A 22,517-nucleotide genomic window follows, 5' to 3' on the forward strand; every position below is an offset into this window, starting at 1 on the left:
GCTCGACAGCATTCAGAGATAACCTTGGCTATAGAAGTACAAATGGTGGGCATGAAACTACTTTTACCGTTACTAGTAATTGAATAAGTACAAGTTAGCAGTTCTAACCATACATAATTTTGGATAATTTTTTATTTGATGTACCGAGAGCATTTCAAATTATCCTATATCGCAAATCGGTAATCAAAGTAGAAAAATCTCTTTTTCTACTTTGATTGTCTGGCGAGTAATAGATTCAAATATTGTTGTTAATCCCTATTTTTAGCTGGTAATCCAGTATCAATAGTGACTGCAAGTTTATTCAAATCTACCCCATCCATTTTTTGTAGATTGTGTTGCCACCGAGCAAACCTTTCTAGTAGAGCTTCACGTTGCTTAGTTAGCCTGTTGTTTTCCGAATTTAATCTTTCATTTTCATTTTCGAGTTTTTCGACTCGCTTTATAAGTTCAGCGATGGTTGCATCATCATTGTCTAATTTTTCCAAGAGATGGCTTAATTTATCGGAACTATCAAATAGCGACTTGGCATCTTCGATAGCAGCAGATTTTTGAGATCTTAGCTCTTCTTTCTTTAAGTCAAATGCATGTTTTATTTCATCATGCTTTGTGTAAGTATGCCTTGATGGGGGACGTTTTAAGCCCAATTCTGATTGAAGCCTTTCTGAAAGAAGATCATATGTAAGCTTACCGCTCCAACCATCAATGATGGCTAGAATCGTTTCTTTATTGTCAATTACAAAAGCCATTATGACTCCTCCATATCAGATAATGCCAAGGCAGTGAGATCGAAAATTGGAATAACATTTTGCTCGTCAATATTAAGTGATCGTTTGACAGGGGAGGGGTCTAATTCGTCAGGAATCCTGATAGGTGTACCATCAGGTCTGTTTGGATCCTCCATCATAGCAATTATGGTTTTAATCTTTGATAACCTAAAGCCTAATGCAGTTACCCAGCGATCAGCACCGAAAACTTTATCTCCTGCTTTAACGATTGCATCCTCTAGCTGCTCTTTATAAAGCTTCTCAAGGTTTTTAAGCTCCTCTAGGGTGTTAGGCAGTCCCTTAAGGCATTCATGGTCGCTACAGACCGCACAATCGCCATTTTTAACGCACGGACTTTCTGCATAATTGTGAACGCAATAACCTAACCCTGTGAACTGAGCGACACCTGAGCGATTAATTCCGAGAGATTTAAGAGAGACTGGTAAGCCTAAATCATGCAACACGATTGCCGGAGGTGGCGACTCTGATGTGTATGGCGATAAAAACTGATTGGCTTGAGCAACCGTCATAACACCTTCACCATTTGCCACATGACCTATACGCTTGGTTAACCGTGATTTTTGCTCTTGAGTTCTTCCATCGTAAGCTTTGTTTTGTTCAATATCAGCGCGACCCGACCACTTGGCAATCAACCAATCTTCTTCACCAGCCAGTTTCAACTTGGTGTTTAACCAATGCCTAGGTTGGTGAGTATTTAACTGTAATCGAGTACCATCTTCGTCTGTGATTGCCAATTCATCAAAGATTGATTCGATTGTCTCTTCTCCTGAAGGGCGATCTGAACCTATTGCATCACTTACTGAACCGTGCCCGGTCATTAGCCAAGAAAAAGGCTTAACATCAAACTCTTTGTGAAACTCATTTTCTCGAACTAACGTTATGCAATCCCAAAGCTTCACATCACCATAGTTGGGAAAATCTTTTGTTTTATATTGTTCTTCTATAGTTTTTCGGAGGTCACTATAACTAGGAAAAATGATATTGATTCCAGTTGGATTTTTACTTTTTCGAGTAACAACTTCATTATTAGAAAGTAGCGTTTTACCTTTCAGTAATTCCTTTTTCCAATCTAACACTCCGTTCAAACCGCTTATTAAATTGTTGAGCCATTTAGTAGAGCCGTAATGACCCCAATTGTAATCATAGTCTTTAGCATCTTTGCCTACTTTGAACCCTACTGCTTTTGCAAATTGATTATATGTTAATGGTTTATCTTGTGGAAAATCAGTAGGTGTAATGCAGTGTTCATGTACCATAAAGACATTGGGGTTTTCATAAGCAAATTTCGCAGCAGTTCTAGCGGGTGCTGAAATATCAATGAGTCTGTCAAATGCTTGTTGGACGACATCCTCAAGTAATTTAGGCACCCATTTTTTGACGGGATCTCCTCCTTTTGCAGGATGCCACGTTAGATATAAACGTCCTTTTTCACTTGTTTGTAATGAGTTTGTTGTTAAACCATTAAGTTCTGTATTTCTACTCGGCTGGCACATCAACATTACACATAGACTGGAGAAGTACTTTTGACGAGGTGTTTTAGCTTTATGAAAGGCATCCGCCACTTGAAGCATTTGATAGTCAGAAGGGCATTTTTCCACTTCTTCTTTACGACTCTCTTCATCAAGTTTGATTCTGGAATCGGATGGACGAGGGAAAGGATTTGACCAATCTTGTAGATCTAGCTTGAATCGCTTGTCCCTTATGAACTTCAATACTCTTTCAAATGACAGACCAATATTGCGCTTTCCTCCAGCACCTAATTTACTGTTCTTAATCTGTTCCTCAACACGATTAATAACTGTGTTATTGAGGTGCATAATATTAACATCAGATCTGTCATTTTGAGCCGCGTTTTCTTCTAGCGCATTGTAGATCCACACTAAAGATGAAGCCCACGCTGTCGAATCTTTATGGTTCAGCGACTGTTGGTATCGCACATAGGCTTTGGCAAAGTCAGCGAATGGCTGTTTGAACGGTATATATTTGGAATGGTTTAAACTGTTTCCAAATACGATGGTTAATTTCTTTTCTCTTGCTGTTTTCCAAGACCATTTATCGCATTCCCATCCTTTCTGAGTTCCGAGAGGAGCATCAAACTCATGATCATCAAAAAGCGTTAAATCGTTTTTTGCAAATGCTATGAACTCGGAATAATTTTTCTGGAAATCTAGTTTATGCTTCGGTGTAAATACCAATACATCAGACATTTAAAGCTCCTTCTTTTTCAAGCTCTTGCTTTCTAGCATTACACTTGTGAATAACAACTTTGATCGCATCAATGCTTCGATTATGGCCTTGTAAAACAAACTCACTTGCCCCCATCTTACGCTTGCGATCACGTTCAGAAATAACACTTTTCAGGACTTCTGTATGAGGAGCGTTTAGCCACGGTTGAAATTTATTGCAGGTATAACAATGAATTGTACCATTTGCACAAAAACCAAATTTTCCGCAACTTCCAACAGGGTTGCCATCGTTGTTATTAATTCGGCTACGAGGATCATTGGCTCGAATTGCATCTTTTTCACTGTCAATCAAAGTACCCGAAAATGCTTGCGCTAATGGCGTTAAATCAGAAGCAAGTGCTTCATCAAGTCTGTCAGCCATTTCTTCGTTGAACTCTGTATATACTTTGACTTGCTGGGTATCGGACTGGCCTAATTCTTCGGCTATGGCATAATCGCTTGCACCTAGCATTGCCATATTAGTCGCATGGGTATATCGGAATCGTCTGGGGTTGATATGCAAATCACCAAACCCGTCATCTAACTTAATCCGTGTTGTTTTTAAAGGGCAAAGCTTCGCTATTCTTTTCAGAATGTATTTTGCTTCCCCGTTTTTCTTCATACAAAAAAGATCGGGGGTTTGCTCATGCTTTGATATAAATTCATTAAAATTCGTGAGTTTAGAAACCTCACGTTCATCAATAAAAATAGGCATGAACTTTTTCTGCTCCTCAAAAAGCTCGGTAGCGAAATGATTTTCAACAACTTTAATTGAATGATTTGCTTGTGCCGTTAGCACCAGCATTAAATCTTCACCCACATCCTTTTTGGATTGAAACGACTCTCGAATACCTTCATGACGCTTTTTGGCATTCGGAAGTTGTAAATCAAAATGTTCGATTCCTTCCTCAATTCTCGTTACCAAATCTTCATAGTAAAGATATGTAAGCTGGACTGGTCTAGCACCAGTTTGCTGCAAGCCCATGATAAACGCATAGTCCGTTATTGAAATCTGTTTTTCCGTGAATGCGTCCACATACCAACTGATGAAAGCAGTTTGCTCTTCAAATGTGTAAGCACCGCTATAAGGACAACCAATTGCTACAGCCTTTCCCTTTTCATTTCCTGACAACTTTAAAGATGTGAGTAATTCAACAACCTTTTTGTCAACTCCCTGAATTTCTTTATCGCGCCAGTCCAGAATAAACGCCCTAATATAACCAAGTTTGTACTCTGTACTTTTAGTTAGAGTCGCTTTGTAATTGAGTATATGAGCTTCACCTATTTTTTCTCTAACACCTGTTGCAAAAAGGTTTTTAGCATAGTTAAAAATATTAGACGTATATGAAGATGAAAATTCAGTTGCATAATCAGCTAACGCGTTTCGAAAGTTGTGTTCAAACTTAGGAGACAAACTTAATGGTGAAAGTAACCCTAGGTTTAGCTTTATATTGGAGTCTAGTTGCCAAATATCATCATAAATATCAAACTCATAATTAGCTTTGCTGTATCGCTTATCCGATTTGACTTTTGATCTTTTGGCACCATGCAATTTGTTAGCTTTAGCTACCATGATGATCTCCTTCTACTTTGTGCTTCATTTTCGCTTGCATCTTTTTACGTATCTTTTGAGCCTGTTTTCTTGCAGTTCGTTTAAGATAAATCTCACCTGATTTGAGGGATGAATGTCCATTTAATTCTGCTCGAAGTTCAAGTTCTCTTTGGTCTGTAATCGTATTTTCATTGGCGTATTGTTTCGCCTCTTCATGCAAACCAGCCTGTTCTAATCGTTTAACCTCTTGTTTAACTGCTTCTCTCTCCTCATCAATGGTGTCTGACAATTGATCATTGAAATAATGTCGATAAGAGTGAGGCGTAATAGCCCAGAAACGCTCTAGGTTCACCGCTTTTATGCTATTAAATATATCGTTAATTGTTTGCTGAATGATCGGTTGCCCAGATTGATAATGTCCCTCTTTATCTTTGTGTGAAACGAATATGAATGGATGTGTTTTCGCTACTTTTGTATCAGCACGATGAACCTTGATATACGTATTCAACAAGTCTCTTAGCTCTTTTGTGATAGAAACAGCTCTGCCAAGCGTCTTAGCCGTAGGCTCTTTTAAACGAGGATCATCTTTACTGTCATGTCTTCTAACAACTGACAATGTTGGATTATCAGTCTCCGTTCCTATATCGCTGATCCGAAGCGCTAATAACTCTGCACATCGAAATCCAGTCTCATACAACACTTGTACAATTAGATAGTTTCTAAACTTAACAACAGGATTTTTAAACGGGTTGTAATTTGAATCAGGCTTTGCCACCTCAACAAAATCTTCAAATACATCATCTGCAATCCCTGATTTATCCAAAGAAACTTTTTTCGATTTTCCCTTTGGCTTACCGCTCTTGAGTCGAGTTTTCATTTCATCTAACTCATCAAAAAGTTCGGCTGCTGTTGGTTTATGTTTGACTCGCTCTTTTCCAATAAAATGCAGGAATTCTGCTATGTGAGCTATACGGGATATATATTGAGATTTGCTGATGGTGGGTTTATCTTGTGTTTTTGATAAGTGAAACTGTCCCATATCGACAACGTTATTTACTGGAGCATCATTAACAGCTTTGGCCTGATATGAGCAGTGCTCTTTAAGTTTATTAATATCATCACGATTGGGCACTTTGCCGTTGTATATCTCGTCAAGCAGATCTCTATCGTTGATCTTCTCCCAACGTTTCAAATGTTTAATATCTTTTAGGTATTGCTCAATTGATGTTGCCGCTTTAGTCATTCGCAGTTTTTGCGTAACAAAGTGAGTGACCCAAAAATCAGGAACGCCATCTTCTTCTAATAAAAACACATAGCGCTCTCCACTTTTAAATTTTTTAACTGTTACTTTCATAAACACCCACTATTAAACATTTTGTTTTGTTATAAAGTAATATAGTAGATATTTTTAACTTTTCAACATTAATTTTCTAATAAAACTAAAAAAGCCGCTAAATAGCGGACTTTTACATCATTTTTCAACATTTAAAAATTTGTCTTGAATTAGAACGGAATATCATCATCAAAATCAATAGTTGGTTCTTGAGGGTTTACCTTAGGTGCAGGCTGTTGATTTTGTTGGCCTTGATTAAAACCACCTTGTGGTTGCCCTTGTTGTGCATAGCCACCACCTTGCTGTTGTGGAGCTTGCTGTTGATAACCTTGTTGTTGTGGAGCTTTATAAACCGGTTGCTGCGGCGCTTTAGGTTGAGCTTGGTTAGCATAACCGCCTTGCTGTTGACCTTGAGCGGCAAAGCCACCTGATTGCTGTGGTGCATTTTGACCAGAGAAACCGCCTACTTGCTGTCCACCACCTTGACCACGAGAGTCAAGCATTTGCATTTCATTGGCAACAATTTCAGTTGTGTATTGATCTGCGCCTTGCTGGTTTTGCCACTTACGCGTTTGTAAGCGACCTTCTAAATAAACCTTAGAGCCTTTTTTCAAGTACTCGCCAGCAATTTCGGCTAAGCGTTGATAAATAACGATACGGTGCCATTCAGTTTTTTCTTTTTGCTCACCGGTTTGTTTATCTTTCCAGGTTTCAGAGGTTGCAACAGTAAAGTTTGCAACAGCACTGCCATTTGGCATAAAACGCACTTCAGGATCTTGCCCTAAATTTCCAACAATGATTACTTTATTTACGCCACGGCTTGCCATTAATTCCTCTCCAGCCTTTGTTCTTCAAAGGTTATATCTATTAAACGAAAGTAAAACTCTACCTAAAACTAACCCTACTTTTTACAAAGTAGTACTGTACAAAAGTGATATTTGAGTAGAGTATTTTATGTCGGTAATATACTCGTTAATCCAAAGTTTTGCACGTTTAATTCTGTTATTTTTATTGCGAAGTTCACAGCTAATTTATTAAAAAACTAGCCTATCGGTTTACAAAGTAAGCATGGGATAATTATCCTTAACTTTTCAATAACTCAGATTAAAAGCACCGGCAACACGATGCTAGAAATGTTCATGATCAATCAAACGATTTAAAAGTCGCGAATATTGCTTCCATTTGTTGTTGCAATTCGAAACTAGTTTTATGTGGCATTAAGGGATGCTCAAGTTGCTGTTGTTGTATAGCTTCTCCAACCGCTTGCGCTTCATAATTAAACCCTAAACTACTTCTGTGATCATCAAAGTGATCGATTTGCTCATCTTTCACAAATAAGGAACATTGATTAGCATGCCAAAAGTTAGGAATAGCAATATATCCTGCGTCGCCAATAATGTAAGCGATGTTTGGCAATTTACAAGTAAAAGAGCTTGCGAGGGTTAGTTTGATATCGCCAGAGTCAGCTAATATTACGATATCATCTTCAACGCCCGTTGAAGCAATATGCGATTTCACCATTAAGTTTTCAAGTGGATAATCGTTAAAATACTTTGATAATGCAATTGGATAAATGCCCATATCTAGCAAGCATCCGCCGGCAAGATCTGCATTATATAGTCTAGACTCGCTATCAAAAGGCATTAAATATCCAAAGTCAGCTTTAATATGTTTAAGGGTGCCAATTCGTCCTTCGTCAAACCATTGCTTAGCTTTTTTAATTGCGGGCAAAAAATATGTCCACATAGCCTCCATTAAAAACAGGCCTTTTGATTGTGCTAATTCAGACAACTGCTGGCATTCTTCGCTACTAATAGTGATTGGTTTTTCACATAATACCGATTTTCCGGCCATTAAAGCGTCTCGAGCATTTTGAAAATGAAAATTATGAGGGGTAGCAACATAAATAACATCGATACCAGCATCATCAAATAACGATTGATAACCTTGATAGGCTTTTTCAATACCATGTTTGTTAGCAAATGCTTTCGCATCTTCAAGTTTTCTTGCAGCCACTGCGGCTAGTTCGCCATTCTCAACAAAGCGCATATCTTGGCAAAACTCTTGTGCGATTCGGCCTGTGCTAACAATTCCCCAACGTAATTTTTTACTCACTATTTGTTCCTTTGTATTTTTCACTGCTATGTAATCATTAACCTATTTGTCTTGTTAATATTCAAAACCCCCTGCAATTTGCCAATTACGAACTAGGTTTTAAATAAATTTTCATTTTATCGGTAATTTCTTCAGGGATTTTTAGTGCTTTTTGTTGTTGATAATCAAAATGTACCATCACCGCTGTGCCTGACGATTTAAGTCCCTCGTCTTGCCAAAGCTCTTGATAAACATCAAAAGAAGAAGAGCCTATTCTGCCGATATAAGTTCGCACTTCCATGGCTTTGCCGTAATACATTTGACCATGAAAACTAACATCAATTTTTGCTAAAATAAGTCGCCATTCAGATAAATTTAACGTTGGAGTAAACCATTTAAAAACTTCATCTCTAGCGCCTTCAAACCACACAGGCACCATAGTATTGTTGATATGACCTAACGCATCCGTATCGCTAAACCTAGGGTTAAATTTATCTAAAAAGTAATTGTTTGACATTAAAATATGCTCGCTTTTTTCGTTTCTACAAATCCATTGAGATGCAGTGAATTCTGTTGTTGAGATAAATACCTATAGCAGGTTTCATCCTTGCATGAAATAACGCCCTATAAAAATCGCTTCAGTAAACGATCAACTTTAGACATCGACAAACGTGCTAAGATTTTGCGCGGTTTTAGCGGGTAATCTCGTTGCGAATCAATTTGCAGATAACTGGAAATGTCACGAGTATGCTGATAAATAATAGCGAGCTCTTGTTGAAATCCGGCCAGTAATTGTTGTTTGGGGTCATGCAATAATAAGCCATTTTCAAGATCTAAAGCCCAAGCTCTAGGGTTTAGATTACTGCCAGTTAATAAATGATGAGTTTCATCAACCACCAAACCTTTTAAATGATAGCTGTTCCCTTCATCTTGCCATAACTTAAAAACTAACTGCCCTGAATCAACAAATTTTTGCCAGCGTTTGAGAAATTTTCGTAAAATTTGTTCGTAAATATAAGGAATGATGCCGATTAAACTGAATTTCTCTAGATCAGCAATATAAAAGTCGCTAGCGGTTTTATCACCCACAATCACAGTAACTTTTACGCCGCGTTTCAAAGCAAGTGTTAACTGCTTTATCACAGCTCTTGGCAAATTAAAATAGGGGGTAATTAATATAATAGTTTCATTGCTTTGTTTAATTAATTGGCAAGTTTGATGATTAAGCTTATTTCGTCGAGTGCCACAACCAACAAACGGAGTAATCTGTATATCACTTGCTTCATTGACTTCAGAAAACTGATAACTAGCACGTTTAACAATTGCTCTAGTTCTTTTACTTTGAGTTTTCTGCTGTTTTTTCGTTAGCGAGATCTTATCAGTTAAATCAATAGCTACATCTGATTCGATAAAATTAGTGACTAAATATTGGCAAAAACAATCAGCTAATGCTGTTGAGCGAATCATGTAATAACGGTCTAATCTGTAATGATTGAATTGATGTAAATAAACATTGTTAATGCTAGCACCGCTATAAAGTAAGGTATCGTCTATAATAATCCCTTTAAGGTGTAACACGCCCAGTAACTCTTTCGGTTTTACCGCGATACCGTAAAAATTAATTTTTTCTTGATGTTTTTGCGCAAATTCAGCGTACAAAGCGCTATTGCCTAACTGCTCTTTTTGGCCAATTAATCCACGTTGAGCACGGTGAGCATCAACAAAAATGCAAATATCTAACGCCGGTGTTTGCATTTTAGCGCGGTACAAGGCGGTAAGTATTTCTCGGCCAGCTTCATCATCTTGTAAATAAAGGGCCGTAATATAAATACGTGTTTTGGCTTGCTGGATATATTCTAATAAACTTTCTTTATAAGCAGTTGGCGACAACAAGACATCGACATCTTGTTGTCCAATACCAATAGACGGTAATTTCATTTAAATTCATTCTTAATTAACTCAACCCAACGAGTTTATTTTTTTAAGGTGAACTGTTCAAGCTGATTTGATAAATGATCGGGTTGAATCACAAAGTATCAGTAAATATTAAATTTCCATCGCTAACTCTGCCGCTTGGCGAATTGCTCTTTTCGCGTCTAATTCTGCGGCAACATTTGCCCCGCCAATCAAATGGGTCGTAACCTTAGCGTCTAATAAACTTTGATAAAGCGAACGTTCAGGCTCTTGACCCGCACAAATAATGACGTCATCAACCGGTAACACCTGCGTTTCACCATCAACTTCAATATGCAGCCCTTGGTCATCAATGGCTTTATAACTAACGCCAGCCATCATTTTGACACCATGTTTTTGCAAAGTTGCACGGTGTACCCAGCCAGAAGTTTTACCTAAACCAGCCCCTACTTTTGTCGTTTTACGTTGTAAAAGATAAATATTTTTCTGTGACTTTTCATGTTCAGGTTGCGAAAGTAAAGCGCCATTTTCGCTAAAGCTTTTATCAACTCCCCAACTCTTTAACCACGCATCTTTATCTGTGGTTAATGATTTTCCTTCCGCTAAATAACAGGCAACATCGAAACCAATGCCACCTGCGCCAATAATGGCGACATTTTCTCCAACAGCGACTTTATCTTTTAGAACCTGTAAGTAAGTCTTCACTTTTGGGTGTTCAAAACCTGGAATATCAAGTTTTCTTGGGGAAATTCCGGTAGCTAAAACCACCTCATCAAAGCCTGCTTCAATTAATGATTGCGCACTTTTCTCTGCATTAAATTCAACAGTAACATTATGTTTTTTCAGTTGTACATCAAAATACCGAATCGTTTCATAAAACTCTTCTTTACCGGGTATTTGCTTAGCAACATTAAATTGCCCACCTAATGCGTCTGATTTATCAAAAAGCGTCACTTGATGACCTTTTTTCGCCGCATAAACGCTAAACGCCATACCCGCTGGCCCTGCCCCCACTACGGCTAGCTTTTTACTTTTAGGTGAATTTTCAATGACCAATTCGGTTTCATAACACGCTTGAGGGTTCACTAAACAAGATGCTCTTTTTTGTTTAAACACATGATCTAAACAAGCTTGGTTACATCCAATACAGGTATTAATTTCTTCACTTTTGTTTTCACTCGCCTTTTGAATAAAGTTTTCATCCGCAAGAAAAGGTCTTGCCATTGAAACCATATCAGCATGGCCTTCTGCTAGCACTTGTTCGGCGACTTCAGGAGTATTGATTCTGTTCGTTGTCACCAAAGGAATAGATACTTCCTTTTTCATTCGTTCGGTGATCCAAGTGAAAGCGGCTCTAGGTACCGAAGTAACGATGGTTGGTACTCTAGCTTCATGCCATCCAATGCCCGTATTGATGATAGTAGCTCCTGCGGCTTCAATGGCTTTTGCCATAGTGACCACATCTTGCCAACTATTACCTCCTTCAACTAAATCAAGCATGGAAAGTCTGAAAATAATAATAAATTTCTCACCCACCTTTGCTCTTACCGCTTTAACGATTTCACACGCAAGTCGCATTCTGTTTTCAATAGAGCCGCCCCATTCATCGGTGCGTTTATTGACCCGGACACAACTAAATTGGTTAATTAAATAGCCTTCAGACCCCATAATTTCAACGCCATCATAGTTTGCTTTTGCCGCTAAACTGGCTGAATGGGCAAAATCCTTGATGGTGCTTTTTATTTGCCTGACTGACATCTCGCTAGGCGTAAAAGGGTTGATAGGGGATTTAACTTTACTCGATGATAAGCTAAAAGGGTGATAAGAATAACGGCCAGCATGTAGTAATTGTAAACATATTTTTGTTGGGTATTTGTGTACCGCTGCCGTCACTTGTTTATGTTTTCCTACTTGCCAAAAATAACTTAATTGGCAGCCAAAAGGGGATAATCTTCCCCGAGCATTCGGGCTGATCCCACCTGTGACAATTAAGCCCACCCCACCTTTTGCACGCGCTTCATAAAAAGCGGCCAGTTTTTTAAAGCCGCCCTTTTCTTCTTCTAAACCTGTGTGCATTGAGCCCATTAAGCTACGATTTGCTAATGAAGTAAAACCTAAATCTAATGGTTCAAGTAAATGAGGAAAAGATGATGTTGTTGTCATATTTGGCTTCTTAATTATGGTCGTAAAATAAACATTAGTTTTATACATTGACGCAAGTCTGTTTGTTATAAATTAGTCTTTCGAAGAATAAAACTCAAGCTTTATTTTGACACCTGTCAGATAGATTGAGAGTTTTTCTGATAAACGCCATAATTCTTAACATGTTACACTGAGAAAAAATCTTACTTTATTGGCTATGAAATTAACCCTTATTAACAATATTATTCGCTATTTAAATGCCGAGCTTCAAACCTCATTGACAGCGGCAAATAATGCTCATTTGGCGGCAATTGACGATCAATCCATTGCTGAAACGCAATACGATACTTTAGCAATAGAAGCAGGTTATTTAGCGGAGGGGCAGTCTCGACGAGCCGAATCGCTGAAACAAGCAATAAAATCTTTTGAGCAGCTCGCTGAAATAACGAGCCAAATTTCTGAGCCACACGCAGTTATTAAGCTGGGTTCTATTGTGCAACTTGCTCAAGATCAACCCATGCAGCAATACTTCTTTATTGCTCCAGCCGCTGCAGGTTATCGTTGTGAAATTAAAGGAAAGAAATTTACGGTGATCACCCCGGAATCTCCAATGGGACAATCACTTATTAATCAAGGAACTACTGACGAAGTGTCAATCAAGTTAGGCAATGAGACATTCATTGATGAAATCGTTTACTTAGCATAACTCAATTTAGTTAAGTATAAGTTAAATAAAGATTATCTATTTAGCTTGCTTTGTTTTGTGGTGATAAAACTTTACCTTGTACTAGCTTGATTGAGTAATGTTTTAATTTCTTGAAAATCAACCACTTTATCGTCAAGCTTTACATAAGCCACCGCTTCACTGTGCACCAACGTGGCTTCTATCACTCCCGGTAAATTTATTAGTTTTTCGGCAATAATATCGGCTTGCTCTTCATTTTCTATCGACGTTTTAAAGCTATAACTTTTAGACTTTTGAAGTGGCTTCATCCCCGTCGCGGCAATAAACCATAGTAAGCCTAAGCAAGACATCACCAGAAAAATTATTTGTTCGCCAAATTGGCTCGCTATTGCCCCACCAAGTACACCGCCAGTAAAAGCTCCCATAAATTGACTGCTTGAATATATTCCCATCACACTACCTTTAACACCTGCAGGAGCAATGCGCGATAACAACGAAGGCATGGTTGCTTCTAAATAATTAAAAGCAGTGAAAAATAACATCACTAAAATAATTAATGTGGTTAATGAACTTTCAATAAACCAAAATGACATTAAGGCTAATGAAAAAAGTAACACCGCAGACGAAAACATTTGTTTTTCTTTTTGTTTTTTAATTGCCAAAATCATAAAAGGCACCATTAAAAAGAAAGACCCCAATAAGGTCGGTAAATATAATTGCCAGTGATTTTCTAACGCTAATCCAGCTGCCACAAACTGTTTTGGCAAAGTAACAAAGCAAGCGGTTAGTGCCATATGTAAGGTAAAAACCCCAATGTTTAGACGAAATAATTGTGGATCGCGGATCAGCTTACCAATTTGATTAGGTAAGGCAACATTGTCACCTTTTGGCGCTTTATTGACAGAAAATGGCACCATAAATTGAATCATCAGCATAGCGCCAATAGTCAATGCCGCGGTAAACCAGAACAAACCACTTAAACCAAATGCTTGTGCAACCACAGGACCTAGAATCATCGCTAATGTAAATGATAAGCCAATGAACATGCCAATTGTTGCCATCACTTTCGGGCGCTGTTCTTCTCTGCTTAAATCGGCAGCTAAAGCTAAAACGGCCGAAGCAATTGCCCCCATACCTTGCAACGCTCGACCTGCCACAACACCGTAAATAGTTTCAGACATTGCCGCCACAACACTGCCTAATAAGAAGATGAGTAAACCGGCTAAGATTATAGGCTTTCGGCCATACTTATCAGATAAGATGCCCATAGGAATTTGCAATAACGCCTGAGTTAAACCATAAGCACCAATCGCTAAACCGATCCAAATGGGACTATAGCCCGCTAATTCTTGACCATAAATAGCAAATATCGGCAAGATCATAAACAAACCTAACATCCTCAAACCAAAAACAGTGGCGAGTGAAAACGCAGCTTTTTTCTCAATGCTATTTAATGCTGAATTGCTCATGGCGGGTGTTCATAAACCTTTAACTATCAAAATAAATCCGCGCTAGTTTAGCACGACAATTGATTGAACAAAAACAGAGATTAATAGATGAAAATCGTCGAGAAATTGTGCGATAATATGCGGCTGCGATTTTAAGTGGATAAATTATGAAACAGATCGAAGTTAGGGGTGCAAGAACCCATAACCTAAAGAACATTAGTTTAGATATTCCTCGAGACAAATTAATTGTTATCACCGGCCTCTCAGGCTCTGGAAAGTCATCTTTGGCATTTGATACATTATATGCAGAAGGTCAGCGTAGATATGTTGAGTCGCTTTCCGCTTATGCTCGTCAATTTTTATCGTTAATGGAAAAGCCAGACGTTGATCACATTGAAGGCTTGTCTCCTGCTATTTCTATTGAGCAAAAGTCTACCTCTCATAACCCACGCTCTACGGTTGGAACCATTACCGAAATATACGATTATTTACGACTTTTATACGCGCGTGTTGGCGAGCCTCGCTGTCCTACTCATCATCAACCGTTGGCCGCGCAAACTGTTTCACAAATGGTAGATAAAGTTTTAGCGCTCGAAGAAGGTACCAAAGTGATGGTATTAGCGCCTGTGGTATTAAATCGTAAAGGTGAGCATGTTAAATTACTCGATAACCTTGCTGCACAGGGCTATATTCGCGCTCGTATTGATGGTGATGTTTGTGATTTATCTGATCCACCAACGTTAGATCTTCATAAAAAACACACCATTGAAGTTGTTGTTGATCGATTAAAAGTACGTGAAGATATTCAATTACGCCTTTCTGAATCATTCGAAACAGCATTAAGCCTAACGGCCGGCTCAGCCAAAGTAGCGTTTATGGATGAACCTGAGCGAGAAGAATTATTATTTTCAGCAAATTTTGCCTGCCCACACTGTGGTTACAGCATGCAAGAATTAGAGCCGCGTTTATTTTCTTTTAATAATCCTGCGGGTGCTTGTCAAACCTGTGATGGACTAGGAAACCAACAGTTTTTTGACCCAGCACGAGTCATTGCTAACCCTGAGTTAAGTTTATCCGGTGGTGCAATTCGCGGCTGGGATAAGCGTAACTTTTACTATTTTCAAATGTTACAAGCACTCGCTGATCATTATGATTTTAAGGTAGATCAACCTTTTAATCAGCTAGATGAAAAGCATCAAGATTTAATTTTACGAGGTAGCGGCAAGCAAGAAATAGAATTTAAATACATGAACGACCGTGGCGATATTGTTATTCGCAAGCATCCGTTTGAAGGTATTTTAAATAATATGGACAGACGCTTTAAAGAAACAGAATCAAATGCTGTTCGAGATGAGCTGTCAAAGTACTTAAATAGTCAACATTGTCCGGACTGTGATGGTAGCCGTTTGCGTCTTGAAGCACGAAACGTGTTTATTAACGACACCCCTTTACCGGTTGTTGCCGAACTTGCTATTGCGGATGCGTTAGCTTTTTTTGAAGGCTTAAATTTAACTGGCCAAAAAGCCCAAATTGCAGAAAAAATCCTTAAGGAAATTTGTGATCGCTTAGGCTTTTTAGTCAATGTTGGATTAAATTACCTAAACATGTCACGCGCCGCAGGTACTTTATCGGGCGGTGAAGCCCAGCGTATTCGTTTAGCCAGTCAAATTGGCGCAGGTTTAGTCGGTGTCATGTATGTACTCGATGAACCTTCGATTGGTTTACATCAACGAGATAACGAACGTTTACTCAAAACCTTAATCCATCTACGTGATCTCGGTAATACCGTTATTGTGGTAGAGCATGACGAAGATGCCATTCGTGCTGCTGATTATGTGATAGATATTGGTCCTGGTGCCGGCGTGCATGGCGGTGAAATTATCGCTCAAGGTAAAGTAGATGACATATTAAAATGTGAGCACTCACTGACAGGTAAGTATCTTTCAGGAAGAGAAGGCATCGATATCCCGAAAATAAGAACGCCATTTGATAAAAACAATGTCGTGAAACTTTTAGGGGCAAGTGGCAACAATTTGCAAAATGTTGACCTGACGATTCCAAATGGTTTAATGACCTGTATAACCGGTGTTTCTGGCTCAGGAAAATCAACGTTAATCAACGATACGTTATACAAGCTTGCTCACATTGAATTAAATGGCGCAACTACTCAAGAGCCTGCTCCGCATAAATCAATCGAAGGGTTAGCGTTACTCGATAAAGTTATCGATATTGATCAAAGCCCAATAGGAAGAACACCTCGTTCAAATCCGGCTACTTATACGGGGATCTTTACTAATATTCGTGATATTTTTGCCGGCACTCAAGAAGCACGTTCTCGTGGTTATAAACCGGGTCGTTTTAGTTTTAATGTAAAAGGTGGACGATGTGAAGCGTGTCAAGGCGACGGGTTAATTAAGGTAGAAATGCATTTTCTACCCGATGTTTACGTACCTTGTGACGTGTGTAAAAGTCAGCGTTATAACCGAGAAACGCTAGAAGTAAAATATAAAGGCAAGAATATTCACGAGGTGCTCGATATGACCATTGAAGATGGATTAGAGTTTTTCTCTGCTATTCCTGCCGTAAAACGTAAATTACAAACCTTGATGGATGTGGGGTTAAGCTATATTAAGCTCGGACAATCAGCCACAACATTATCGGGCGGTGAAGCACAACGGGTTAAGCTTTCTAAAGAGCTATCAAAACGCGATACAGGGAAAACCCTCTACATTCTAGATGAACCCACCACAGGTTTGCATTTCCATGATATTAAGCAACTTTTACAAGTGATTCATCGCTTACGAGATCATGGTAATACTATCGTGGTGATTGAGCATAATTTAGATGTGATAAAAACCGCAGATTGGATTGTAGACTTAGGCCCAGAAGGTGGTTCTGGCGGCGGTGAAATATTAGCAACCGGTACGCCTGAACAAATCGCACAGCATAAAACCTCACATACCGCGAGATTCTTAAAACCAATGTTAGAGAATTAACGTTTACTGGTACTCCAAGTGCTGAATTAATGATTAGTGTCATGATTAAAAACGGACAATTTACTGTCCGTTTTTTTATATCGCGGCAACTTACAGCTTTATCGAATATAACGGCCAGTAATAACTCTTCGCTTTTTCAAAAATTTTATGACCAAAAAACAACAATTGCTTAAAACAATCACTAGCTAGTTATCACTGCTTAAGGTTAATATATTTGTCTCGTTAACTTTTGAGCTTTTGCGTGAACAACTTGAAAAATAATAACTTACAAAACGCTTTAATCTACCTTCTCGCTTTTTCTAGTGGCTTTAGCATTATGGGCATTGAGCTCTTAGGTGGTCGTATTCTAGCGCCATTTTTTGGCAGTAGCGTGCATATCTGGGGCAGTATCATTACGGTATTTATGCTTAGCCTCTCTTTTGGCTATTTAATTGGCGGAAAACTTTCAACTAAGAATGCTTCGTTGACCCGATATGGTTGTATTTTTCTTTTCGCGGGAGTAACGGTTCTACCTATAGTGTTATGGTCAGGGCCCATTATGGAGTCCATATTCATTAATATCGAAGACAGCCGTTATGGCTCGTTAGCTGCATCGATGGCATTGTTTTTTATCCCGACAATCATTTTAGGGATGATTTCCCCTTATTCAGTGCGTTTACTCGTTACCGATAAAGAGCGTAGTGGCCAAGTGGCAGGCGTCTTATATTTCGTTTCTACTCTAGGAAGTGCGCTAGGAACTATTATTACGTCTTTCTATTTCGTTTTATTTTTTGAAGTGAATTCTATAATTTTAACTTTCAGTTTAGCACTCATTCTATTTGGCCTAGTAGCAATTACTTTTGACAAATTTTCAAAGAACAGCATCAACGAAACAGCAGAGGCTATACATGAATAAACTATTATTGATCTGCTTATTATTTACTACATCAAGTATTTCATTCGCTAACGTTATTCATAAAGAGCGTTCGCTTTATCGTAATATTATTGTTGAAGATAATTACAATTTACGCTGTTTAAAGTTTAATGTAAAAACGAGTAAAACTAATCAAAGCTGCTTATATAAAGACGACCCAAACAAGTTAGTTTTCAATTACACTAAGTTATTATTTTCTAGCTTATTATTATTGGAAAACCCACCTGAAAAAATATTAATTGTTGGTTTAGGCGGTGGCACTATGTCTAACACCCTACATCAATTATATCCAAACGCTATTATTGAAAATGTTGAAATAGATCCCGCCGTGATCAAAGTCGCGCGTCAATATTTCAGTTTTTTCGAAAATGATAATATCACCAGTAAAGTACAAGATGGTCGTATTTACGTGAAGCGTGCTGCTATGAAAAAGCAGAAATATGATTGGATCATTTTAGATGCTTTTAATGGTGATTATATCCCTGAACATTTATTGACCAAAGAATTTCTACAAGAAACCAAAGCGTTACTTTCTGAAAATGGGGTGTTGTCTGCTAACACATTTTCAATCAGTGATTTATATGCTCACGAATCTGCTACCTATGAAGCCGTGTTTGGTGATTTTTTTAATGTCAGAAATCGAAAAAATAGTAATAGAATTATTTTAACGTCTAATGCCGCTTTACCTTCTGGGGAAGTGATTATCGAAAGAGTTAAAAGATTGGCTAAAGATTTATCACCATTTGGTGTAGATATCGCTCAAATATCTAGCAACATGACGTCAACGAAAGAAGAACAAGATTGGTCAGATGATACTAAAATTTTAACCGATCAATATTCTCCTGCAAATTTACTTAACCAATAGTCAAATTATTGAAATGGTTATTTCAAACATAAGTACAAATAAATGATTTAACGGTAATTTAATCACCGTTAAATTGTTTTTTAAGGATTACCAAGGTAATTAAGCCTGTTTTATTGACAAGTCTTTAACAAATCAAAGGTTTCTTTTTTTATCACTTGCGATTTACCCGTTGACGAAATATGATTGAGATTATCAAAACTATATCAATTATTAAATTGAAGTTACTCTGTGTTCACTAAATATATTTAACGGTGCACATTGATTAGAATTCTAAATTGTTCGGGAATAATAAACATGCGCTTGGCTTTACTCGCAATTACGGTTAGTTGTCTTTCTATTGGTGCTCAATCTTTTGCTTATGAATTGGCTCCACTCCAAGATAAATCAGTTGAAAGCTTAGAAGTTCAATTAAGTAGCAAAGAAGCTGAATATGAATCCTTTATTACTTCATTAAGTTTATTAAATACTCAGGTTGGTAATGAAACTGATAAGTTAGGCTTGTTGCGAAGTCAGGGTGATGAACTCCAAACGGCTCGTGACCAAGCATTACTAAACATGAATGAGCAATATGAAGCTTTAGTAGATAATCCTGACCAAGACATAGTGCAAGCGCAAAATGCTTATCGTCAAGCCATTCAAAATCAAAAACAAAATAAAGATGACATCAAAACTAGCGTCACTTTACTTGCTGAGTTAAAAAAGAAATTGGCTCAAGCGAACCTTGACCGTTTTACTTTAGCAAACGCAAGAGAAGCGCTAATTGAAGAAATAAGAATCGCACGTGTTAAACGTTTACAAAAAGAATTTGATCATCAAGGCGAATTAAACGCAAGCCAAGTAGTAACCTGTGACGCCCAAGAAACGTTAAAGCAATGTATCACGCGCAGTAATCGTTTAGCTAAACAAAAAGCATCAAAAGCTTTTGTTGATAACTTATTTGCCCGCGCGACTGAATCTGAATTAATTAATCAAAATAAAGATGACTCTGCAGCCCAAGTGAGATTACTTAATCATAAAGTTATTACGGGTGAATTTAGTGGACAAGGCAATTACAGCACCACAGTAACGGTGGAATTAGAAGGTTTTTTACCTAATGCCGAAGCTTGTAAATTATTAAATTTATCCACACGTTATTGTACATACGATCAAGAGCACCCGGCTACAGCAGCTGTTAATATCGATGCCGGTAATTCTCTTTCACTTAACGATGACTCTGTACTTTATGAATTAACGGTTCGTTCTGATCAATATGATGATGAAGTTTTTATTGACGGTGTAAGTTACGGTTCAACAAAGCTTTCAGTAATGCTTTCAGCAGGAAATCATGAGGTTACTATCACCAAACCTGGTTATTTAGACCATCGAGAGCAAGTACGTTTAAACAAAAACTCAACCATCAAAGCAGAACTTGTTAAAGCTTCAATAAATTTTGCAAACGGCGAAAAAATACAAGATATTCTTCCTGGCGATGAATTAGGACCAGAGCTTATTGGTGTTCCTGCCGGTCGTTTTCAAATGGGTGATATGAAAGGTGCGGGTTTAAGTAACGAAAAACCAGCAAGAGGTGAGCAAATTTTAAAATCGTTTGCTATTGGTCAAAACCAAATAACGGTAGGTGATTTTAAGCATTTTGTTAAAGAAACAAATTATGTTACAGAAGCCGAAAGTGAAAATGGTTGTGCTGCGTTTGTGAATGGTCAACCTGAATACAATAGCGTATTAAATTGGCGTAACCCAGGCTTTAAACAAACTGATGAACATCCTGTTGTTTGTGTCAGTGATAAAGACAGTGCTGTATATTTGAACTGGTTATCAAAACAAACAGAACGCAAATACCGTTTACCTAATGAAATGGAATGGGAATATGTTGCTCGTGCTGGTAGTGTAGATAACTATTGGTGGGGTAATGATATTGGTAATGGTAAAGCGAATTGTGCCTATTGTGGTAGTAAATGGTCAAACCGAAGTACGTCTCCTGTTAAATCATTCCGTGCTAATAAATTAGGTCTGTACGATATTGTTGGTAACGTTTGGGAACTAACAAACGGTGAAAAAGTTGTGGCGCGCGGTGGTGCATGGAATTTTGCACCTAAATTAGCTAGAGCCTCGGTAAGATTAGAATTATCTCCTGGCTTCAGATCTAACTATTTAGGTTTTCGTGCGTTAAGAGAAAACTAAGATGAATTAATCACTAAAAATAAAAGAGCTTAATAGCTCTTTTTTTTCATCCTAATTTATTTTTTAGCCTTTAAACTCAACCGAGTTTTAGCATTTGTTTTTTTTGCGTTTTTATTATGGTAGATAACTTTTCCATTTAAAGTCTTACTTCTATCTTTTGAAAGCTCAGTGACTTGTTTACCATTTTCAGTGTTTTCTACTTTTGCTGCTGTTTTAGTTGATGTGGCCACAGCGCTATTAATATCAGCCATTTCTTGTTCTGTTAAATCTCGCCATTGCCCTGGTTTTAATTTCCCAAGTTCTACCGACATGATACGAGAGCGTTTTAATTTCTTAACATCATAATCTAGATATTCACACATGCGTCTAATTTGACGGTTTAATCCTTGTGTTAAAATTATCCTAAAAACAAATTTACTTTGAGGTTTTACAATACAAGGTTTAGTGATGGTGCCTAAAATAGGAACTCCACGCGACATACGCTCAATAAAACGTTCACTGATAGGTTTATCTACGGTAACGATATATTCTTTATCGTGGGCATTTTCAGCCCTTAAAATTTTGTTAACGATATCACCATCGCTCGTTAAAAAGATTAACCCTTCAGAAGGCTTATCTAAACGTCCTATGGGAAAAATACGTTCCTTGTGACCTATAGCATCAATAATATTGCCTCTTACATGCTTTTCTGTCGTACAAGTAATTCCGATAGGTTTGTTATAAGCAATATATACGCGATCTGATTTATTAGCCGGCATTGCCCCTATTTTTTTACCATCCACAGAGACAATATCACCAGGACACACTTTTGTACCAAGCTCAGGAATTGAGCCATTGATTTTTACTCGGCCTTCCTCGATTAACTTATCGGCTCCTCTTCTTGAGCAATAACCCGATTCACTAATAAATTTATTTAACCGCTTACTTGTATCTGTCACAAATAATCCATGATGACCATTTAATTCATAACTATATTTTAACTGATATATTTATTCATGTATTGATAAAATCTCGTCTTGACCTTTTAAGGCTAAAATTTTATGCCACGTATAAAAAATCTAGTCCTTATGATAACTATTCCTCTAATTATAAGCCTAGCAATGACGTATAGGTTGTACTAATGCCAGGAGCATCTGGATATGCAAAGGCTCTTCAACAAAAAGTGAAAAACAGCTACGCGCGTTTACCATCTAGTGCTAACACGTTTTATTAATAAAATCTTTGATTTAAGAAGTGCTGTATAGAAAAAGCATTACTCTCCTAGCAAGGGCAGAATTGAAAGTTCAGTAAGACCTTACAATAAGTTAAATCCAGAAAAGCAAAAAGCCCGTCACTTTCGTAACGGGCTTTTGACGTGCATGGATGCACTAATGTCGAGCTGCCATGG

At 37.8% G+C, this 22,517-nt stretch carries 16 protein-coding genes; 5 read left to right on the top strand and 11 right to left on the bottom strand.

All coding sequences use genetic code 11. The features are described 5' to 3' along the window. Window positions 1–248: 248 nt before the first annotated feature. The 9 genes from Q4493_RS17435 to Q4493_RS17475 form a co-directional block, all read right to left on the bottom strand. Window positions 249–746, bottom strand: coding sequence for a hypothetical protein (locus Q4493_RS17435; protein WP_303455451.1), 498 nt, complete (start codon window positions 744–746; stop codon window positions 249–251). Continuing rightward, window positions 746–2,992 carry a hypothetical protein gene (locus Q4493_RS17440; RefSeq protein WP_303455453.1) on the bottom strand — a complete coding sequence of 749 codons (2,247 nt, stop codon included), beginning with the start codon at window positions 2,990–2,992 and terminating at the stop codon, window positions 746–748. The genes Q4493_RS17435 and Q4493_RS17440 overlap by 1 nt, the downstream gene beginning before the upstream one ends. Further along, a complete protein-coding gene (locus tag Q4493_RS17445; protein WP_303455455.1) occupies window positions 2,985–4,583 on the bottom strand; it encodes a site-specific integrase in 1,599 nt (532 codons plus the stop codon). The genes Q4493_RS17440 and Q4493_RS17445 overlap by 8 nt, the downstream gene beginning before the upstream one ends. Further along, window positions 4,573–5,916, bottom strand: a complete 1,344-nt coding sequence (locus tag Q4493_RS17450; RefSeq protein ID WP_303455457.1) for a site-specific integrase — start codon at window positions 5,914–5,916, stop codon at window positions 4,573–4,575. Before Q4493_RS17450 ends, Q4493_RS17445 begins: the two co-directional genes overlap by 11 nt. Window positions 5,917–6,065: 149 nt before the next feature. Beyond that, the gene (gene ssb / locus Q4493_RS17455) at window positions 6,066–6,722 is read right to left on the bottom strand and encodes a single-stranded DNA-binding protein (RefSeq protein WP_303455459.1); all 657 of its coding nucleotides are present in this window, start codon (window positions 6,720–6,722) and stop codon (window positions 6,066–6,068) included. A gap of 316 nt (window positions 6,723–7,038) precedes the next feature. Then, on the bottom strand, window positions 7,039–8,010 hold the full coding sequence (locus Q4493_RS17460) for a Gfo/Idh/MocA family protein (protein ID WP_303455461.1): 972 nt from the start codon (window positions 8,008–8,010) through the stop codon (window positions 7,039–7,041). Between the two features lie 85 nt (window positions 8,011–8,095). After that, complete coding sequence (locus Q4493_RS17465) at window positions 8,096–8,506, bottom strand: thioesterase family protein (RefSeq protein WP_303455462.1); 411 nt, start codon at window positions 8,504–8,506, stop codon at window positions 8,096–8,098. Between the two features lie 107 nt (window positions 8,507–8,613). Then, window positions 8,614–9,927 (bottom strand): CDP-diacylglycerol--serine O-phosphatidyltransferase, encoded by a 1,314-nt coding sequence (pssA, locus tag Q4493_RS17470; protein WP_303455464.1) that lies wholly within the window; start codon window positions 9,925–9,927, stop codon window positions 8,614–8,616. Window positions 9,928–10,035: 108 nt separating this feature from the next. After that, window positions 10,036–12,066, bottom strand: coding sequence for an NADPH-dependent 2,4-dienoyl-CoA reductase (locus Q4493_RS17475; protein WP_303455466.1), 2,031 nt, complete (start codon window positions 12,064–12,066; stop codon window positions 10,036–10,038). Window positions 12,067–12,262: 196 nt separating this feature from the next. Here Q4493_RS17475 and Q4493_RS17480 point away from each other — a divergent pair, with 196 nt between their 5' ends. Beyond that, a complete protein-coding gene (locus Q4493_RS17480) occupies window positions 12,263–12,751 on the top strand; it encodes a hypothetical protein (protein WP_303455469.1) in 489 nt (162 codons plus the stop codon). 71 nt (window positions 12,752–12,822) lie between these two features. On the opposite strand, the gene Q4493_RS17485 is transcribed toward Q4493_RS17480, so the two are convergent. Next, the gene (locus tag Q4493_RS17485; RefSeq protein ID WP_303455471.1) at window positions 12,823–14,199 is read right to left on the bottom strand and encodes an MFS transporter; all 1,377 of its coding nucleotides are present in this window, start codon (window positions 14,197–14,199) and stop codon (window positions 12,823–12,825) included. A gap of 146 nt (window positions 14,200–14,345) precedes the next feature. On the opposite strand from Q4493_RS17485, the gene uvrA reads away from it, so the two are divergent. From uvrA to Q4493_RS17505, 4 genes are all read left to right on the top strand, one after another. Further along, entirely contained in the window at window positions 14,346–17,174 is a 2,829-nt protein-coding gene (gene uvrA / locus Q4493_RS17490; protein ID WP_303455473.1) for an excinuclease ABC subunit UvrA, read from the top strand. A 316-nt stretch (window positions 17,175–17,490) separates the two neighbouring features. Next, window positions 17,491–18,069, top strand: a complete 579-nt coding sequence (locus Q4493_RS17495; RefSeq protein WP_303455487.1) for a fused MFS/spermidine synthase — start codon at window positions 17,491–17,493, stop codon at window positions 18,067–18,069. Beyond that, the gene (locus Q4493_RS17500; protein WP_303455475.1) at window positions 18,062–18,952 is read left to right on the top strand and encodes a spermidine synthase; all 891 of its coding nucleotides are present in this window, start codon (window positions 18,062–18,064) and stop codon (window positions 18,950–18,952) included. The genes Q4493_RS17495 and Q4493_RS17500 overlap by 8 nt, the downstream gene beginning before the upstream one ends. 294 nt (window positions 18,953–19,246) lie before the next feature. After that, window positions 19,247–21,130 carry an SUMF1/EgtB/PvdO family nonheme iron enzyme gene (locus tag Q4493_RS17505; protein ID WP_303455478.1) on the top strand — a complete coding sequence of 628 codons (1,884 nt, stop codon included), beginning with the start codon at window positions 19,247–19,249 and terminating at the stop codon, window positions 21,128–21,130. Window positions 21,131–21,186: 56 nt separating this feature from the next. Here Q4493_RS17505 and rluF read toward each other — a convergent pair whose 3' ends face one another. Continuing rightward, entirely contained in the window at window positions 21,187–22,068 is an 882-nt protein-coding gene (rluF, locus tag Q4493_RS17510) for a 23S rRNA pseudouridine(2604) synthase RluF (RefSeq protein ID WP_303455483.1), read from the bottom strand. Between the last annotated feature and the right edge of the window lie 449 nt (window positions 22,069–22,517).

It is taken from the genome of Colwellia sp. 1_MG-2023 (genome assembly GCF_030546755.1).
Taxonomy (GTDB): domain Bacteria; phylum Pseudomonadota; class Gammaproteobacteria; order Enterobacterales; family Alteromonadaceae; genus Thalassotalea_H.

Coding starts and splice junctions, on each gene's coding strand:
- Q4493_RS17450 (WP_303455457.1), bottom strand. CDS start 5,916: ATGAAAGTAACAGTTAAAAAATTTAAAAGTGGAGAGCGCTATGTGTTT.
- Q4493_RS17445 (WP_303455455.1), bottom strand. CDS start 4,583: ATGGTAGCTAAAGCTAACAAATTGCATGGTGCCAAAAGATCAAAAGTC.
- Q4493_RS17495 (WP_303455487.1), top strand. CDS start 17,491: ATGGGCATTGAGCTCTTAGGTGGTCGTATTCTAGCGCCATTTTTTGGC.
- uvrA (WP_303455473.1), top strand. CDS start 14,346: ATGAAACAGATCGAAGTTAGGGGTGCAAGAACCCATAACCTAAAGAAC.
- Q4493_RS17440 (WP_303455453.1), bottom strand. CDS start 2,992: ATGTCTGATGTATTGGTATTTACACCGAAGCATAAACTAGATTTCCAG.
- pssA (WP_303455464.1), bottom strand. CDS start 9,927: ATGAAATTACCGTCTATTGGTATTGGACAACAAGATGTCGATGTCTTG.
- ssb (WP_303455459.1), bottom strand. CDS start 6,722: ATGGCAAGCCGTGGCGTAAATAAAGTAATCATTGTTGGAAATTTAGGG.
- Q4493_RS17435 (WP_303455451.1), bottom strand. CDS start 746: ATGGCTTTTGTAATTGACAATAAAGAAACGATTCTAGCCATCATTGAT.
- Q4493_RS17465 (WP_303455462.1), bottom strand. CDS start 8,506: ATGTCAAACAATTACTTTTTAGATAAATTTAACCCTAGGTTTAGCGAT.
- Q4493_RS17480 (WP_303455469.1), top strand. CDS start 12,263: ATGAAATTAACCCTTATTAACAATATTATTCGCTATTTAAATGCCGAG.
- Q4493_RS17500 (WP_303455475.1), top strand. CDS start 18,062: ATGAATAAACTATTATTGATCTGCTTATTATTTACTACATCAAGTATT.
- Q4493_RS17475 (WP_303455466.1), bottom strand. CDS start 12,066: ATGACAACAACATCATCTTTTCCTCATTTACTTGAACCATTAGATTTA.
- Q4493_RS17485 (WP_303455471.1), bottom strand. CDS start 14,199: ATGAGCAATTCAGCATTAAATAGCATTGAGAAAAAAGCTGCGTTTTCA.
- Q4493_RS17505 (WP_303455478.1), top strand. CDS start 19,247: ATGCGCTTGGCTTTACTCGCAATTACGGTTAGTTGTCTTTCTATTGGT.